Origin of the sequence: Sediminibacillus terrae (genome assembly GCF_009602435.1) — a bacterium.
Lineage (GTDB): Bacteria > Bacillota > Bacilli > Bacillales > Amphibacillaceae > Sediminibacillus > Sediminibacillus terrae.
In genome coordinates this window covers 264,719-280,949 of record NZ_VZDQ01000023.1, presented here as the reverse complement: position 1 = coordinate 280,949, position 16,231 = coordinate 264,719, and the positions used below count along the sequence as shown (strand labels likewise).

General features: G+C 44.9%; 15 protein-coding genes and 1 pseudogene. 4 read left to right on the top strand and 12 right to left on the bottom strand.

Annotated features, from left to right (window positions below):
* Positions 1 to 17: 17 nt before the first annotated feature.
* Positions 18 to 1,367 (bottom strand): GntP family permease, encoded by a 1,350-nt coding sequence (locus F6X55_RS10380; protein WP_026772221.1) that lies wholly within the window; start codon positions 1,365 to 1,367, stop codon positions 18 to 20.
* A gap of 139 nt (positions 1,368 to 1,506) precedes the next feature.
* Positions 1,507 to 3,054: a gluconokinase gene (gntK, locus tag F6X55_RS10375; protein WP_026772220.1), complete on the bottom strand. Its 1,548-nt coding sequence runs from the start codon at positions 3,052 to 3,054 to the stop codon at positions 1,507 to 1,509.
* A 238-nt stretch (positions 3,055 to 3,292) separates the two neighbouring features.
* On the opposite strand from gntK, the gene F6X55_RS10370 reads away from it, so the two are divergent.
* A complete protein-coding gene (locus F6X55_RS10370) occupies positions 3,293 to 4,150 on the top strand; it encodes a MurR/RpiR family transcriptional regulator (protein WP_026571052.1) in 858 nt (285 codons plus the stop codon).
* Positions 4,151 to 4,622: 472 nt separating this feature from the next.
* On the opposite strand, the gene F6X55_RS10365 is transcribed toward F6X55_RS10370, so the two are convergent.
* The gene (locus F6X55_RS10365; RefSeq protein WP_026571053.1) at positions 4,623 to 5,429 is read right to left on the bottom strand and encodes an alpha/beta fold hydrolase; all 807 of its coding nucleotides are present in this window, start codon (positions 5,427 to 5,429) and stop codon (positions 4,623 to 4,625) included.
* A 170-nt stretch (positions 5,430 to 5,599) separates the two neighbouring features.
* On the opposite strand from F6X55_RS10365, the gene F6X55_RS10360 reads away from it, so the two are divergent.
* Positions 5,600 to 6,070: a nucleoside deaminase gene (locus F6X55_RS10360; RefSeq protein ID WP_153463094.1), complete on the top strand. Its 471-nt coding sequence runs from the start codon at positions 5,600 to 5,602 to the stop codon at positions 6,068 to 6,070.
* A 59-nt stretch (positions 6,071 to 6,129) separates the two neighbouring features.
* Here F6X55_RS10360 and F6X55_RS10355 read toward each other — a convergent pair whose 3' ends face one another.
* Positions 6,130 to 6,582: a hypothetical protein gene (locus tag F6X55_RS10355; RefSeq protein WP_026571055.1), complete on the bottom strand. Its 453-nt coding sequence runs from the start codon at positions 6,580 to 6,582 to the stop codon at positions 6,130 to 6,132.
* Positions 6,583 to 6,700: 118 nt separating this feature from the next.
* A complete protein-coding gene (gene gloA2, locus F6X55_RS10350) occupies positions 6,701 to 7,084 on the bottom strand; it encodes an SMU1112c/YaeR family gloxylase I-like metalloprotein (RefSeq protein WP_026571056.1) in 384 nt (127 codons plus the stop codon).
* Positions 7,085 to 7,454: 370 nt separating this feature from the next.
* Between gloA2 and F6X55_RS10345 the strand changes: the two genes are divergently transcribed.
* Together F6X55_RS10345 and F6X55_RS20455 are read left to right on the top strand one after the other, a co-directional pair.
* Positions 7,455 to 8,306: a C40 family peptidase gene (locus F6X55_RS10345; protein WP_051382205.1), complete on the top strand. Its 852-nt coding sequence runs from the start codon at positions 7,455 to 7,457 to the stop codon at positions 8,304 to 8,306.
* Positions 8,307 to 8,683: 377 nt separating this feature from the next.
* Positions 8,684 to 8,817: pseudogene (locus F6X55_RS20455) on the top strand (transposase); the annotation flags it as partial.
* A gap of 825 nt (positions 8,818 to 9,642) precedes the next feature.
* Here the strand turns inward: F6X55_RS20455 and dhaM are convergent.
* The 7 genes from dhaM to F6X55_RS10305 form a co-directional block, all read right to left on the bottom strand.
* On the bottom strand, positions 9,643 to 10,017 hold the full coding sequence (gene dhaM, locus F6X55_RS10335) for a dihydroxyacetone kinase phosphoryl donor subunit DhaM (RefSeq protein WP_026772218.1): 375 nt from the start codon (positions 10,015 to 10,017) through the stop codon (positions 9,643 to 9,645).
* Positions 10,018 to 10,020: 3 nt separating this feature from the next.
* Complete coding sequence (gene dhaL / locus F6X55_RS10330) at positions 10,021 to 10,641, bottom strand: dihydroxyacetone kinase subunit DhaL (protein WP_026772217.1); 621 nt, start codon at positions 10,639 to 10,641, stop codon at positions 10,021 to 10,023.
* Positions 10,642 to 10,659: 18 nt separating this feature from the next.
* Positions 10,660 to 11,655, bottom strand: a complete 996-nt coding sequence (gene dhaK, locus F6X55_RS10325) for a dihydroxyacetone kinase subunit DhaK (protein ID WP_026571254.1) — start codon at positions 11,653 to 11,655, stop codon at positions 10,660 to 10,662.
* A gap of 244 nt (positions 11,656 to 11,899) precedes the next feature.
* Complete coding sequence (gene glpK, locus F6X55_RS10320; protein ID WP_026571252.1) at positions 11,900 to 13,393, bottom strand: glycerol kinase GlpK; 1,494 nt, start codon at positions 13,391 to 13,393, stop codon at positions 11,900 to 11,902.
* A 13-nt stretch (positions 13,394 to 13,406) separates the two neighbouring features.
* Positions 13,407 to 14,237, bottom strand: a complete 831-nt coding sequence (locus F6X55_RS10315) for an MIP/aquaporin family protein (protein WP_026571251.1) — start codon at positions 14,235 to 14,237, stop codon at positions 13,407 to 13,409.
* Between the two features lie 258 nt (positions 14,238 to 14,495).
* Entirely contained in the window at positions 14,496 to 15,338 is an 843-nt protein-coding gene (locus F6X55_RS10310; protein ID WP_153463092.1) for an MIP/aquaporin family protein, read from the bottom strand.
* Positions 15,339 to 15,446: 108 nt separating this feature from the next.
* On the bottom strand, positions 15,447 to 15,995 hold the full coding sequence (locus F6X55_RS10305; RefSeq protein WP_026571249.1) for a glycerol-3-phosphate responsive antiterminator: 549 nt from the start codon (positions 15,993 to 15,995) through the stop codon (positions 15,447 to 15,449).
* Between the last annotated feature and the right edge of the window lie 236 nt (positions 15,996 to 16,231).

Genomic DNA, 16,231 nt, shown 5'->3' with positions numbered 1-16,231 from the left:
CCTTCATTCGATTCCCGTTAAACAAACAAACTTATCAGTAGTGCGACTCCAAAGCCTACCAGACCAATGATTGTTTCCATGACTGTCCAGGATTTCAATGTCTGTTTTTCTGTCAGTCCAAAGTAACGGTTGACGAGCCAGAATCCTGAATCATTGACATGGGAAACCACTGTGGCACCAGAAGCAATGGCAATGACGAGTAGACCTAGCATCGGTTCACTGACATTGAAAGAATCCAGCAGCGGCGACACTAAACCTGCAGCAGTGATCATCGAAACGGTAGCAGAACCTTGTGCAATCCGGACGACGGTAGCTGTAATAAACGCGAAGACAATCAATGGCATGTTGGCATCTTTCATGGCATCGGCCAGGATATCACCGATCCCGGATTGGATGAGCATTTCGCCGAATACACCACCTGCCCCTGTCACCAGGATGATAATACCTGCAGGCTCCAATGCTTTGGTTGTAATTTGCTGTATCTCTTCTTTTTTGTATCCCCTTTTATAGCCAAAAATATAAAACGTCAATAAGGATGCCACTGTCAATGCTACGAACGGGTGACCGATAAACGTCAAGACTTCTCTCACGGTACTTTCTTCTGCAAGCACCAAATCTGCTGTCGTGTTGATCAGGATCAAAATCAATGGAAGCAATATAATAGAGACAACGCTGCCAAAGCTGGGCAATTCGCGGTCATAGTCTACTTCTTTCATTTGCTCCATCATGTATTCTGGTACACCGATATGAATTTTATTGGCGATATATTTACCAAACACAGGACCGGCCAAAATCATGGCAGGAATACCTGCTATAGCACCGAACAAGATAACCCAGCCCAGATCTGCATCAAGCAGGGACGCAACGGAAATCGGACCCGGGGTCGGCGGAATGAATGAGTGTGTTACAGCCAGACCGGCCATCAATGGAATTCCGAAATAAAGCAAGGATTTTTTCGTTTTTTGTGTCAAGCTGTATATAATCGGAACGAGAATGACGAGTGCGACGTCAAGAAAAACAGGAATCGAAACGATAAAACCAGTTAAACCCAATGCCCACGAAACATTTTTTTCACCGAATTTGTCCATCAGTGTCAGTGCTAGACGTTCCGCCCCGCCGGAAACACGGAGCATTTCACCGAACATGGCTCCAAGGCCGATGATGACAGCAATGAAACCGAGCGTTCCTCCCATTCCTTCTTCAATGGTCGTAATAATGTCGGCAGGTGACATTCCCACTGCCAGTCCCACTAGCAAGCTGACTACCAATAGTGCGATAAACGCCTGCAATTTAGTGCGCATGACTAGAAACAACAATAATACGACTGCTAATACTGCTACAATAATTAATCCTGATGTAGATGTCATATACATTCCCCTTTTTCATGTAATATTGCTTCCTTTTATATTCAGGAAAGCGTTTACTATTGTTTTCAAAAGAAACTGTCGGAACAAATTCACTGTCCCGGCAGACTCTTTCGCGGTGACTTCTCCCGTTCACTGCCTTTTAGGCTTGTTCTTCAGCATACTGGCGTTGAATATCTGCCATCACCTCGAAATCGCTCTGTAAATCCCTGGCCAGGCGGATGAACAATGGCTTCAATTTGTTATAGGCATCACTGTTCGCTTTGACTGGTTCATGTTTCACTTTTGTTTTGACTAGTTCTTTGATATCTGATAGCCGCTCGACCATCCCCAGCTTGTACATAGTCAACCATGCAGCTCCCATACAAGAGGATTGATGGCTTTCCGGAACCATGATTTCCGTTTCGAATATGTCAGCCATAATCTGCCGCCACAACTCCGAACGGGCGAAACCACCATTGGCGCGGAATTCCACCGGTTCCACACCGGCCTCAATCAAAGCGATGACCACCGTGTACATTTGGAACATGACTCCCTCCAGCACACTGCGAATCATTTGATCCCGGCTGTGATCCAATGTCAGTCCGAAAAATACACCCTTCGTGTCAGCATTCCAGTAAGGAGCCCGTTCCCCGGTCAAGTAAGGGAAAAACAACAGGCCATCCGACCCTGGTTTCACCTTGGAAGCAATCTCAGCCAGATCATCGTAAGGGTCTCTTCCAGCTTGCTTTGCTTGTTGTTTTATGTCTGGGAACAAGTTGTCCCTGGCCCAGCGGAAAGTTATCCCTCCATTGTTGATCGGACCACCGATCACCCACTGATCGTCTGTCAGCGCATAACAAAATATCCTTCCTTTCGGATCGACAGATGGTTTGGAAACAACTGTACGGATGGCCCCGCTTGTGCCGATTGAACAGGCCACAGACCCAGGGTCGATCGCACCGACTCCTAAATTGGCGAGGACTCCGTCACTGGCTCCGATGACAAACGGAATGTCCGTTGGCAGGCCGAGGTCTTTTGCTTTTTCAGCGCTTAATCCACTGACTAGATATGTCGTCGGCACTGGATCGGAGAGCTGTTCTTTGCTGATTCCAGTCAGATCAAGTGCTTCCTTGTCCCAATCAAGCTTTTCCAAGTTGAAAAGGCCGGTTGCCGAGGCGATGGAATAATCGACAATATACCTGTCAAACAATCGATAAAACACATATTCTTTAATCGAAATCCATTTTGAAGCCCTTTCAAAAGTTTCCTGATCATGCTTGCGGAACCAAAGCAATTTGGTCAGCGGAGACATCGGATGGATAGGGGTTCCGGTGCGCAAGTAAATTTCATGACCTTCTCCGCTTTTCAGTTCTTCGGTTTCCTCAACCGACCGCTGGTCCGCCCAAGTCAGCGATCCCGTCAGCGGGTTACCGTTTTCATCCATGGCGATCAAGCTGTGCATCGCTGCGCTGAAGCCGATACCGCCGGGAGTGCCCCCTTGTTTATCAACCGCTTTCAAAACTAGTCGAAGTGCGGTTTTCAAAGCTTGAAAGATCTCTTCCGGATTTTGTTCTTTCCAGCCAGGATGCGGGGTGTAAAGCGGGTATTCCTGTTCTTCTTCGGCCCAGGCATTTCCGGCTTTATCATATGCAAGTATTTTTGTACTCGTTGTCCCGATATCGATGGCTATGACTACTTGCTCACTCATTGGATTTCCTCCATTCTTAAAACTTTCATTAAGTAGAGCGCTTTCAAACTAACGCTAAATTATCTTTTCCCTAAAAAACAAGTATTTGTTAAAGAAAATATTTTTCTTGTTTACCAATTATACATGAAATTTTTTTCGCATCAAGTGTTAAAAGAAATATTTTTTCACATTTTTCTCTTTATTATTAAAATAATTTCCTTTAGTATTATAGAAAAGAGATTCACAAGGAGGAGCATTCGTGGTTGAAAACCAAAATGTAAGCGTAACCAGGAGGATTCGTTCGATTTATCAGCAATTAAGTGACAAGGAAAAGCAAATCGCCGACTTTATACTGGAGCAGCCTGCCGGCATCATCCACTCTACCATCAATCAGGTTTCGGATGATTTGAATGTCGCGGATGCCACCGTGTTCCGATTTTGCAAACGTCTCGGTTTCAAAGGGTATCAAGCATTGAAAATTGCATTGGCCTCGGAAATTGTAAATCCCATCAAGGATATTCACGAAACCATCAGTGCGGAAGATTCTGAATTGGAGATTGCACAAAAGGTTTTTCAATCCAATATCAATGCTTTAGAATATACACGGGAAATCCAGGATCCGGGGAATTTCCAAAAAGCTGTCCAGCTCCTCGTTCAATCAAACCAAGTCCATTTTTACGGAAATGGCGGTTCCGGGATAATTGCTCTCGATGGACAGCATAAATTCATGCGGACAGGACTGCCGAGCTACGCACACACCGATACCCATATGCAATTAATGGCCGTTTCGCAATTAACCAGTAGTGATACCGCTGTCTTCATTTCTCATACGGGAGCAAACAAAGATTTACTCGAAGTTGCTGAACTGGCGTTTGAAAACAGGGTACAGACAATCGGAATCACCAATTATGCCAAGTCTCCGTTGAATAAACTGGTCGATGTCTGCCTTTATACCGCATCGCAAGAAACCGAATTCCGATCAGAAGCATTATCTTCACGAATAGCAGAACTCTCCTTGATCGACGCTCTGTACGTGAATTACAGCATCAAAAAAGCCAATCAATCAAAAGAAGCACTCACCCACATGCGCAATGCTATATCGAGAAAACGTATGTGACAACAAAGGGGGGTTACTTCCAGCATCCTTGGAACTTTCAAGTGAATTCCTTACTTTCTTCTATTATAAGAAAAAACCAGTGTCATGTGGCGAGGCCACTGAAAAAGTTCTTTTATTATAAAATTGCTGTCAACGTTCGTTGTTGATTCCCCGAATAAATTGTCGGTGTATGCTTGCCGCGGGCACGCTAAGCTAACTTGGTCTAGAAAATCACTTGACCAAGTGGATCTTCTGCTCGCGCTGTTCCCGCAGGCGTCATCACGGTCCGCTCATCGTGGAATTTTCAAGGGCCAGTCCAAAAAGAGTCGATTTTCTTTGACTTAAAAAAAGAAAATCGACTCTTTTTTCTTGTCCAATGATTGGTTTATTGAAAAGAATGAGGGCTTTCTGCCTCCTTTCCATCTTCAACTATTTCTCTGAAAAATAGAAAAGATGGCGCCCTTACCTACAGGCGCCATCCTTTTGTATCTTCTCACTTTAATGATCGAAAAAACGCATCTAATTCCCTGTTAAACTTATCCGGTTCCTCCAAAAATAAACAATGGCTGCTATTTTCAAAGGCAATCAGTCTAGAATCGGGTATGCGCTGCTGGATATATTCTCCGGCAGCCACCGGGAAGAATGTGTCGTCACGGCCGAAACAAATCAGTGTCGGTACCGTGACGTTTGAGAGCGTTTCTCGATAATCGACTGCTGTTTGATTGAATACAATAGTGCTCGCTATCGCTGCGGGCAGCTTCATCATCTCTTCTAAAATCCAACGATGCTGGTCCGGATCGGGCTTTTCCTTGAACATGCCGTAAATGAACTCACTGTTAAAAGCATGCTGATCCTCCTGGATTGCCTGCATGACACCTTTGATTGCTTCAAAATTGAATGCCCCATACTCCCAACCATCCCATAGATAATCAGATGGGGATTGATCAACAATGGTCACCGCTTTAACATGGTCACTGCCAAATTGATTGAAATAGTCCCACACAACAAAAGCACCCATTGACCAGCCAACAAGGATCACTTCGTTCAAATCGAGTTTTTCCATGAACCGTTTCAAGTCCTTTGCATAGTTCGCGACCGTGTGCCCATAAGGCACTTTGCTCGATTCCCCGTGTCCTCGCAAATCGAATGTAATGGTCCGATAACGTTGCTTGAAATAGTCAAGCTGATTCCCGAAAAACTTGCTGCTCATCATCACTCCGTGAACAAACACGACAGTTTGCCCTTCTCCCTGATCCTGATAATACAATTCCGTCCCCGCTTCTATTTCCATATAAGGCATAGCAGTTCTCCTTTTCTGCTTATTTAGAGTGATTCAATAATACCTTCCAAAACATCAGCCATTCCCTACCTGTAAATAGCAATTCTGTTTGTTTCTATGTAAAATAGTTGCTGTAGTATTGATTTTCCGACCACTCGACCAGATTCCCTTGTAAGAACAGGAGGTATAAAATGAAAAAAGCAACATATATAGAAGAAACAATTCAACTTGCTTTCGACAATGTCGAAAACGACGGCGGACCTTTCGGAGCAATTATCGTAGATAAAACCGGGAACATTATCGGCAAAGGTACCAATATTGTCACAAAATCCAACGATCCGACGGCCCATGCGGAAATACAAGCAATCCGCGAGGCTTGCCAAGAAAAGCAAACATTCCAATTGTCTGATTGCATTTTGTATACCAGCTGTGAACCGTGTCCGATGTGCTTAGGTGCTATATACTGGGCTCGCCTTGAAAAAGTATACTACGCGGCTGATCAAAATCTGGCAGCAGCGGTCGGGTTTGGTGATACTTTCATATATGAAGAAATCGAAAAAGCACCCAGCGAAAGACATATTCCATTTCGGGAAGTACCAGTGAAGGAAAGAAACCGCCCCTTCGAGGAATGGGACAACAAGCCAGACAAAATAACATACTGACGGTCAGTAAATATCCTTCCTGCCAAACAAGATTTTTCTTGTTTGGCGATCCCGCTCAGCTACTTTTGGTAGTTCCACAGCACTCTCCATTCGCCATCATCCTTGGCAGCAAACACGTCTTGCACAATACTGAAATTTCCATACTTGCCCTTATAATTTTGAGTTACTGTTATTTTATAAACAACAGCTAGCGGTTCCACATCTTCCTCCATTTTCCAATCCTTTATTTTGTCGGTATCGCCTAACGAATAAGTGAAGGTTTCGGAACCTAACTGATTCATGAATACGTGGGCCCGATCCTGTAAGTAAGCGCCCTTCTCAAATTTCTCCTTCATCAGTGGATGAAACAAAGCATAGGATTCTGCAAACATTCCCTGTTGTTCATAACTATAGAAGCTATCCACTACAGCCTTTGCCTGCCGATTCGGCAAAAAATATACCAGTCCAGTCATACCAAGGATCAAAATCAGGATCAGCACCAATATGATTAGCGGATTTATTCCTCTGCGCACTGAACATCCTTCTCCCTCGAACAACCATATACAACCATATTATTCTGCTTGCCGGGAAAATATTACATGATCCAGGACAGCCCCTGCTCCTTCTCTCATGGAAAGCCGGGGAATCACTTTATTTTTCATAAAGCTCAATGGGAAGCTGGTCGGGGTCGGTAAAAAAAGTGAATTTCTTTCCAGTTGAAGAATCGATCCGGATGCTTTCCGGCTCTATCCCCCTTGCCTGCAGTTCCTTTAACGTCGATTCCAGCTGGTCTACTTCAAAAGCCAGATGCCGTAAACCGCACGCTTCCGGGTAATTCGGCCTTTCAGGAGCATCCGGAAAACCGAACAGTTCAATAATATAATCCCCGTTCAGTGCTAAGTCCAATTTATATGTGCCTCTATGAGACTGGAATGTCTCCTTAATGATTTCCAACCCCAGTTTTTCTGTATAAAAATGCTTGGATTGCTGGTAATCGGAACAAATGATGGCGGTATGATGAACTCTATTAAACATATTTTCCCCCTCGTTTTTATGATGATATTGCCTTTACTTCTTGGGCAATTCTATCAAAAAAGGGAAAAACAAGGTTACAAAAAGATTAAAGCAACCCGCCAGACTGCTTCTATGATATACACTAAAACCTGTCACGACAGTAATTTGGCAATCATTTCTAGCATTTCCTTATTTAACAGCTAGATTAAAATCCTTTACAGTTCTATTACAACCCTTCTCAGTTGGTAAATCCATGCTATACTGTATCCAGTTCTCCAAAAGAGAGAAAAAATAGTAACCACGTACCTTTGCTTTGTGACTCTTCATTATCTTTTCTTTTGCAGATAGCAAGGGAAAAATTAATCTTAAACATTATCAGGGAGTGGAAGAATTGAGAAAGTCTAACAAAACATTATTTTCTGTAGCGGCAACTGTGGTTTTGGCATCAGCTTTTACAACAAGTGTGGAAGCTTCTTCCTATAAAGTGCAAAGTGGGGATACATTGTGGAGCATTTCACAAAAATATAATACGACTGTACAAAATTTACAATCTACTAATAATATATCAGGCACCATCATCTATCCGAACCAAGTGATTGAAACCGGCGACGGCGAAAGCAGCAGCAAGTCTCACGCTTCTTCGTCCAATGGAAAAACGTACAAGGTGAAATCCGGCGATACTTTATGGGCAATCGGAAAGAATCATGGTGTATCGGTAAGCAACCTGAAAAGCTGGAACAACCTTTCTTCTGATTTGATTGTAACTGGTCAGACGCTTAAGGTAAGCGGATCTTCCAGCTCTAGCCAAGCATCCTCCAATTCTAGTGAAAAGGTTAGCGAGAAAGAAACAAAAGTTAAATCTGCCAGCGTTTCAACGAGCGGCAACAATGGTTCTGCCCTTGTCAACGAAGCGAAAAAGCATGTCGGCACTCCATATGCATGGGGCGGCGCATCTCCAAGCGGTTTTGACTGCAGCGGATTTATCTATTATGTAAGCAAGCAAGCTGGTGATAGCTTCGGTCGTACGTCTGCTGCGAACCTTTACAATCAATCTACCAAGGTAAGCAGTCCGCAGCCTGGCGATTTGATTTTCTTTAAAGGCACATATAAATCCGGTATTTCTCATGTTGGTTTCTATGCCGGGAACAATCAGTTCGTTCACGCAAGCTCTAGCGGTGTAGAAATCACTAGCGTCAGCAATCCATACTGGAACAGCCACTTTGCTGGATACGGACGTATGTAATTATCGTAAAAACAGATCGGAATTTCCGGTCTGTTTTTTTTATGTGGCAAAATCCCGATTCTTGTTACCCAAAAGCTTGTTACAGCACTATTCCCGCATCTCCACAACCTAAACCATCTTTTTCGAAAATTTTTTGTTCTTTACTGAATATGTCGGCGTCCCCCTGGCGTGATGAGTGTTCCTGCAGTGTGCAAAAAAATACACTCTTTCCCTCTTTCTTTATTACCGTAAAGATACTTACCCCAAAGGAAAAAAAGAGAGAGATTAGCGCTCAATGTTATTAGAATTACTGGATATTTATAAATAAACATGTGGATGTATGAAATATAGAGGAAAAAGAAAAAGTGCTTTTTGAGTAGAACTCTATGATTGTGATTAATGGGTATATCGAGGGAATAAACAATACGAGAAAAGTTTTAAAACGAGATTCTTTTGGCATCAAAGATTTTAAAGATTAAAGCCTAAAATTTCATGGCAGCAAGCGATGAAATTGCTCTATAGAGCGAAATAGTAGCGTAGCAAAGGAAATAAGCGAAACTCCTGTGGAAAAACGGGCCGCCGAGACCCCGCAGCGGGCTTTGCAAGGAAGCTCGGACGTTCGTCCGCGGAAAGCGAGTTTATTTCCTCTGCGGCCTTGAGAAAATAGCCGTTTCTTGGAATGAGCCATTCGATAAAAAAAGGGTGGAGTGACAGATCACCCCATCCCATTTGACAGAGAAGCAATCATTTAAGCAGGCAGGCCTAGGAGGTCCATTAATCATTGCCGACCGATTTCATTTCGAGGGGATTTATTGGGCATTGGATGAAGAATCAAAGACTTTGAACGATTAAAGCCTAAAATTTCATGGCAGCAAGCGATGAAATTGCTCTATAGAGCGAAATAGTAACGTAGCAGAGGAAATAAGCGAGACTCCTGCGGAATAACGGGCGACCGAGACCCCGCAGCGGGCTTTGCGAGGAGGCTCGGACGTTCGTCCGCGGAAAGCGAGTTTATTTCCTCTGCGGCCTTGAGAAAATAGCCATTTCTTGGAGTATGCCTTACGATAAAAAGAGGATGGAAGAAGAATCACCACCACGATTCATTCATCCGTGAAGAATAAAGAGTGTTTATTTCCTTTGCCGCTTGAGGATAGTCGCTAGTAGATGGAAAGATTCGTGGCGTGAAAATCCCATCACCACCATGGACAGAGAACCGAAAATTTTTTCTTTAGTAGAAATAGATAGAGAAAGGATATCCCGTCTAACCGACACCGTCCATCCCCTCTTCTATCTTCTTAGAAAAAACTGCCCCCGGAAAATGTTCTTTTCAGGGGACAGCCTTTTATCTTTAGAAAACTTATCCAAAGTTCTTCTTTAATGTTTCGGTTATTTCTACAACGGATTTCCCCATTCCGGATTCTACAGCAGCTACATAAGCACCTTCTACTATCGGGACATCGGCAATTTCTATGTGATCGTATTCCGACATTTCCACCGCCATTTCGGCGTTCATCTTGGCGCTGCCAATATCAAAAATAAGCAGAACCCCTTTAGGACTATGCGCGTTCTCGATAGCAGCCTGGATTTTTTCGATGCTGGTTCCGATATCTCCGTCATCGGTACCTCCTGCCAATTCAATCGGCACATCCGAATTCACTTGGCGGATGAGATCCTTGATTCCTTCGACGATTTTGGGGCTGTGGGATATCAGAACAATGCCTGTCTGGTCCATTGACTACACTCCTTTTCTGACTATCTCAGCCAGGGTTGAAAATAAGTAATAAGAGGAAACCGAACCAGGATCCAAATGACCGACAGAACGCTCTCCCAAGTAGGCAGCTCTTCCTTTTTTGGCAGACATGTCTTTGGTGGCTTCCATGGCCGATTTTGCTTTGGATTCGATTTCATCACCAGAAAAATCTTGCTCCGTCTGTAAATATTCAGCCATTGGCAGCCAGACATCGATCATGGTTTTTTCACCTTGCTCTGCTTTCCCTCTTTGCTTTAACCCTTCTGCTGCTGCCGAAATTCCTTCAGCGAAATGCTGAAAGTCTGCATTGTCCGACCCTTTCATGCTGGTGGACATTTTGAGGAAGGCGGTACCGAACAATGGTCCGGATGCGCCGCCGACTTTCGACATCAAGGTCATCGCCGTATCCTTCAATACGTCGCTTACGCTGGTATATTCAGCAGCTTCTATTTTATTTTTGACCTCTTGAAACCCGCGTGCCATGTTGATACCATGATCTCCATCGCCGATAGCCTGATCGAGCGAGGTCAAATACTCCTTGTTTTCCTGAAACAGTTGATTGGCCTGTAATAGCCACTGTTTTATATCTTGTGGTTGTAACTCCATCCTGCATGCTCCTTCCTATTACATTTTAAACGCTGGGGCCTCGGACGGGGCGTCCAGCAATTCTTTCAATTCCTCATCCAGTTTCAACAGGGTGACCGAGCATCCCGCCATTTCCAAAGATGTCATGTACTCACCAACAAACGTTTTGTGGACACGTATATTTTTTGCTGCCAGCAATTCCTGGACTTTTCCATTGAGAATGTACAGTTCCATTTCAGGGGTTGCTCCAAGTCCGTTGATCATGACCGCTACTTCTTCTTCAGCAGCGATATCGATGTCAGCCAAAACCTTGTTGGTCAACTCCTCGGCAATTTCATCAGCAGATGCGATTGTTTTTCTCTCTATTCCAGGTTCCCCATGAATCCCGATTCCAATCTCCATTTCATCATCGGCCAATTGAAAGCCCGGCTTCCCTGCAGCAGGAACCGTTCCGGAACTGAGCGCCATTCCCATCGAACGCACATTGGCCACCGTTTTTTCCGCCACCGCTTTCACTTCTTCCAGTGAACCACCTGCCTCTGCTTTTGCCCCGGCAATTTTGTGAACGAAGACGGTACCGGCAATGCCTCGTCGTCCGGAAGTGAACGAGCTGTCCTCGACTGCTACATCATCATTCACCACCACATGCTCCACCTGTATTCCTTCTGCCTCGGCGAGTTCCGCTGCCATTTCGAAATTCAGGACATCTCCGGTATAGTTTTTGACTACCAAAAAAACACCAGCACCATTGTCGACTGCTTTTATCGCCTCAAAAACCTGATCAGGAGTAGGAGAGGTGAAGACTTCGCCAGATACAGCCGCATCCAGCATTCCTTCGCCAATATATCCGGCATGGGCAGGTTCATGACCACTTCCGCCGCCGCTTACCAATCCAACTTTCTCTGATCCAGCCGGCTGTTTCCTTGCAAGAACCATCGTGTCCGGAAGTTGCTTGAGACTGTCAGGATAAGCTGCCGCTATTCCCTTCACCATATCCAGTACTACCTGATCCGGATTATTGATAATCTTCTTCATTTTGCTTCACTCCTTTATTATTTTCACTCTACTAACACTCTAATGATAAACCTTCGCTAAATCCTTAAGGAAACCCTTTACTGTAAGAAGGATTTTTTCGACAGAAGTCGGGAAAATCCGACTAAGCATTATAAAAACACGGGACCAATCGATCGAAAGCTTCCTTATCGATAAACCGGTCCCGCGGTATTGATTGGTGCTATCCGAGGCTTTCGTCACTTCGGAAACGCATCCTTACCACTTCTTATTTAAATGCACGTGTCGCTTCCACGGCTTTTTTCCAGCCATCGTAAAGCTTTTTACTCTTCTCTTCCGGTAAAGCGGGATCAAAAGTACGCTCATTCTGCCACTGTTTTGCAATTTCCTGCTTATCCTTCCAATAGCCCACTGCCAGTCCCGCCAAGTAGGCCGCACCAAGTGCAGTGGTTTCTTGTACGACTGGACGTTCTACCGGCACTTCGAGAATATCGCTTTGGAATTGCATCAAGAAATCATTTTTGACTGCTCCTCCATCCACGCGAAGTTTTGTCAAATCGATGCCGGAGTCCTTACTCATGACATCGGCGACATCCTTGGTCTGATAAGCAAGGGATTCCAACGTCGCCCGGATAAAGTGATCCTTTGTCGTCCCGCGGGTCAATCCAAAGACAGCACCGCGTGCATCACTGTCCCAATATGGTGTGCCAAGTCCGACAAATGCCGGTACGAAGTAAACCCCGTCCGTTGAATCTACATTTTTGGCATGAGCTTCACTCTCTGGAGAGTCGTTGATCACTTTCAATCCATCACGCAGCCACTGAATGGCAGAACCTGCCACAAATATACTTCCTTCCAAGGCATACTCCACTTTTCCGTCAACGCCCCAGGCAAGTGTCGTCAAAAGGCCATGTTCGGATACTACGCCTTTTTCGCCGGTATTCATCAGCATGAAACAACCGGTTCCATAGGTATTTTTAGCCATACCCTCTTCAAAACAAGCCTGACCGAACAAAGCCGCCTGCTGGTCACCGGCTATGCCCGCAATCGGCACTTCCTCGCCAAAGAAGTGGTAATCCACTGTTTTTGCATATACTTCCGAGGATTGCTTCACCTCCGGCAGCATGCTTTTCGGTACGGTCAAAATATCCAGCAGTTCTTCATCCCACTTTAAATCATAAATATTGAACATCAAGGTTCTCGAAGCATTGGAGTAATCGGTGATATGGGCTTTTCCACCAGATAACTTGTAAACAAGCCAGGAGTCGATCGTACCGAACAGCAAGTCTCCATTGTCGGCTTTTTCCCGGGCACCTTCCACATTATCAAGAATCCATTTCACTTTGGTTCCGGAAAAATAAGGGTCGATCAACAGGCCGGTTTTTTCGCGGAACAAATCGTTATAACCCTGTTCTTTCAGCTCATTGCAAATTTCCTGGGTTTGACGGGATTGCCAGACAACCGCCTTATAAATCGGCTTTCCAGTATTCTTATCCCATACTACCGCTGTCTCACGTTGGTTGGTGATGCCGATGCCGGCTACTTGGGATGGTTCCGCATCTGCCTTCCGTAATACTTCCGACATACAGGCAAGAACAGAAGTCCAGATTTCATTGGCATCGTGTTCTACCCAGCCTGGTTGAGGGAAAAATTGTTCGAACTCTTTTTGAGCCGTTTCAACAATTTCCCCATTGCGATTGAACAGGATCGCTCGCGAACTTGTTGTCCCTTGGTCTAATGACAAAATATATGTTTCACTCATGATAAATTCCCCCTTAAGATATTTTTTCTTCCACTTTATCAGCAGTGGTTTCTCCTTTTTTCAGTTCTGCATTTGCAGCTCCGATCAAGATGACAGCCATCACAGCACTCAATATCCAGAACAAGACCGAAAAATCGCTTACAAAAATGGCACGATAGAAAACCGCTCCATAAATTCCTCCCAAAATCGGTCCAAGAACCGGTATCCAGGAATAACCCCAGTCAGAACCGCCTTTTCCCGGTATCGGAAGCAGTGCGTGGGCAATCCGCGGGCCAAGGTCCCGAGCCGGGTTGATGGCATAACCGGTCGTACCGCCAAGCGACATTCCAATCGCTACAATCAATGCACCTACTATCAATGGGTTCAACCCTTCGGTAAATTCGTTCGCGCCGATAAACAAAAGACCCATGACAAGAACAAATGTACCGATCATTTCACTGACCAGGTTGGAAAACGGACTGCGTATTGCCGGATCGGTAGAAAACACGCCCAGTTTCGCTCCAGTATCTTTGGTCGCTTTCCAATGCGGCAAGTAATTCAAGAAAACAATAACACCGCCGATAAATGCTCCCAACATTTGTGCCGTGATATACATCGGCACTTTTGACCATGGAAATTCACCTACTGCAGCAAACCCTAACGTCACTGCAGGATTGATATGGGCTCCCGATACGCTGCCGACCGCATAAACGCCCATTGTCACTGCAAGACCCCATCCAATTGTAATGACGATCCAGCCGGCGCCTTCCGCCTTTGTATTTTTAAGTACGACTCCCCCGACAACTCCGCCGCCAAAAATAATCAAAATCATTGTACCAATTAGTTCTGCTAAAAATTCGGACATCTCCAGCACCCCTTTTCCTATATTAACCTAGTAAACGATGTGTTTTTGAACACAAAAAGACCCACACTCCAATCGACGCACTTCTCCTGAGAAGTGCCATTGTAGTGTGGGTCTCCGAATCTCCATCACATCGTTAACTTGTTGTCTTAACTTTACACCATGCTGCAAACGCTGTCAATCCATTTCATGTTTTTTTTGTAAGCACTTACGTTTCCTTGCATATCTTGTTTTCTCCCCGTCCTTGTAACGGCGCTGTTTTCACGAATCGTCACCGATTATTTTTTCTTCCACTTCTTCGGTTTGGGAGTGTCCACTTTTTAATTCTTTGCTGGCAGCAGCGATCAACAGCAGAATCATCACAGCACTGAGAATCCAGAAGAAAACCGAATAATTACCGGTAAACAAAGCACGGTAAAATAACGCACCATATATTCCGCCCAACACCGGACCGGCCAGAGGTACCCAGGAATATCCCCAGTCGGATGATCCCTTGCCCGGAATCGGCAGCAAGGCATGTGCAATCCGTGGCCCGAGGTCGCGGGCAGGATTGATAGCATAACCCGTGGCACCCCCCAACGACATTCCAATCGCCACAATCAACAATCCAACGATCATTGGATTCAATCCTTCGGTGAATTCATTTGCACCGATAAACAAAAGTCCCATCACGAGGACGAATGTACCGATTATTTCACTTACCAGGTTGGAGAACGGACTGCGAATCGCTGGATCTGTTGAAAACACTCCGAGCTTGGCTCCCGGATCATCTGTCGCTTTCCAGTGGGGCAAATAGTTGCAAAAGACGATACCTGCCCCGATGATGGCACCGAGCACTTGAGCCGAAATGTACATTGGCACTTTCGTCCATGGAAACTCTCCAATCGCCGCGAAACCAAGGGTAACAGCGGGATTGATATGGGCACCAGACACATTCCCGACGGCATAAACACCCATTGCAACCCCGAGCCCCCATCCAATCGTAATGACGACCCAGCCTGCCCCTTCAGATTTCGTTCCTTTAAGAACGACTCCACCGACGACACCGTTCCCAAGAATGATCAAAATCATGGTTCCGATTAATTCAGCTAAAAACTCCGACATGAAAACGCACTCCTTCCGATTTTCTAATCTAATTAACATAAATCGGAAACTTCAAACCTTTTGCGCACTAGTCAGTTATCCGGATGTGTTGTCGCCTGATGTTCCATCTCAGTGAATGTTCCATAGTTCGGAACGGGAAGTGGTGACAGCTTTCGCTCCTCCCTGGTATGCATTTTCCACATCCTCCTGGCTGCGGATCAACCCGCCAGCGATGACCGGGATGCCTGTCCGTTCAAAAATTTCCCCGATCAATTTCGGAATGAGACCAGGCAGCACCTCGATATAATCTGGTTTCACCTTGTTGATGATTTTTATATTGCTCTCCAATGCATGCGAATCAAGAGCGAATAGCCGCTGAACCGCTAGAACCCCCTGTTTTTTGGCGTAGGAAATGACATTCCCTCTGGTGGTGATGATGCCATCTGGTTTCAGATTCCGGATCAAGAACTCAATCCCGGCTTCATCGGTTTTCAACCCTTGAATCAAGTCAGCATGGACAAACACTTTCTTTTGTTCTCTTTTTGCATATTTTATCAGGGAAACAAGCTGGGAAAGCCTTGTCTCCAAGAAAATGATATATTCATAATCACTCGTAAGCAGCTTTTCAAAATCTTTCATATCACGGATCGCCGGTAAAGTCCCTTGGAGTATTGTCATATTATCACCCAATCCCGTTAATTTACTAATAGTTATTCATTTTATCATAATGCTTGTCCAAAGGTTAATATGTAAACAGTTGGTGAAAACGCTTATCTGTCAGTTGTGGCTTGATAATTTCCGATTTAGAAATTAATTTCGACTTAACACTGGCCTGCTCACCCCATTTTATAAAACGAACCCTAATCAATTGCTTAAAAATGAATGCTCGCTATACGGGATGCTACCGATAAATC

Bases quoted from the DNA above. Each gene is read 5' to 3' on its own strand.
- F6X55_RS10380 (WP_026772221.1), bottom strand. From the start codon at position 1,367: ATGACATCTACATCAGGATTAATTATTGTAGCAGTATTAGCAGTCGTA.
- gntK (WP_026772220.1), bottom strand. From the start codon at position 3,054: ATGAGTGAGCAAGTAGTCATAGCCATCGATATCGGGACAACGAGTACA.
- F6X55_RS10365 (WP_026571053.1), bottom strand. From the start codon at position 5,429: ATGCCTTATATGGAAATAGAAGCGGGGACGGAATTGTATTATCAGGAT.
- F6X55_RS10360 (WP_153463094.1), top strand. From the start codon at position 5,600: ATGAAAAAAGCAACATATATAGAAGAAACAATTCAACTTGCTTTCGAC.
- gloA2 (WP_026571056.1), bottom strand. From the start codon at position 7,084: ATGTTTAATAGAGTTCATCATACCGCCATCATTTGTTCCGATTACCAG.
- dhaM (WP_026772218.1), bottom strand. From the start codon at position 10,017: ATGGACCAGACAGGCATTGTTCTGATATCCCACAGCCCCAAAATCGTC.
- dhaL (WP_026772217.1), bottom strand. From the start codon at position 10,641: ATGGAGTTACAACCACAAGATATAAAACAGTGGCTATTACAGGCCAAT.
- dhaK (WP_026571254.1), bottom strand. From the start codon at position 11,655: ATGAAGAAGATTATCAATAATCCGGATCAGGTAGTACTGGATATGGTG.
- glpK (WP_026571252.1), bottom strand. From the start codon at position 13,393: ATGAGTGAAACATATATTTTGTCATTAGACCAAGGGACAACAAGTTCG.
- F6X55_RS10315 (WP_026571251.1), bottom strand. From the start codon at position 14,237: ATGTCCGAATTTTTAGCAGAACTAATTGGTACAATGATTTTGATTATT.
- F6X55_RS10310 (WP_153463092.1), bottom strand. From the start codon at position 15,338: ATGTCGGAGTTTTTAGCTGAATTAATCGGAACCATGATTTTGATCATT.
- F6X55_RS10305 (WP_026571249.1), bottom strand. From the start codon at position 15,995: ATGACAATACTCCAAGGGACTTTACCGGCGATCCGTGATATGAAAGAT.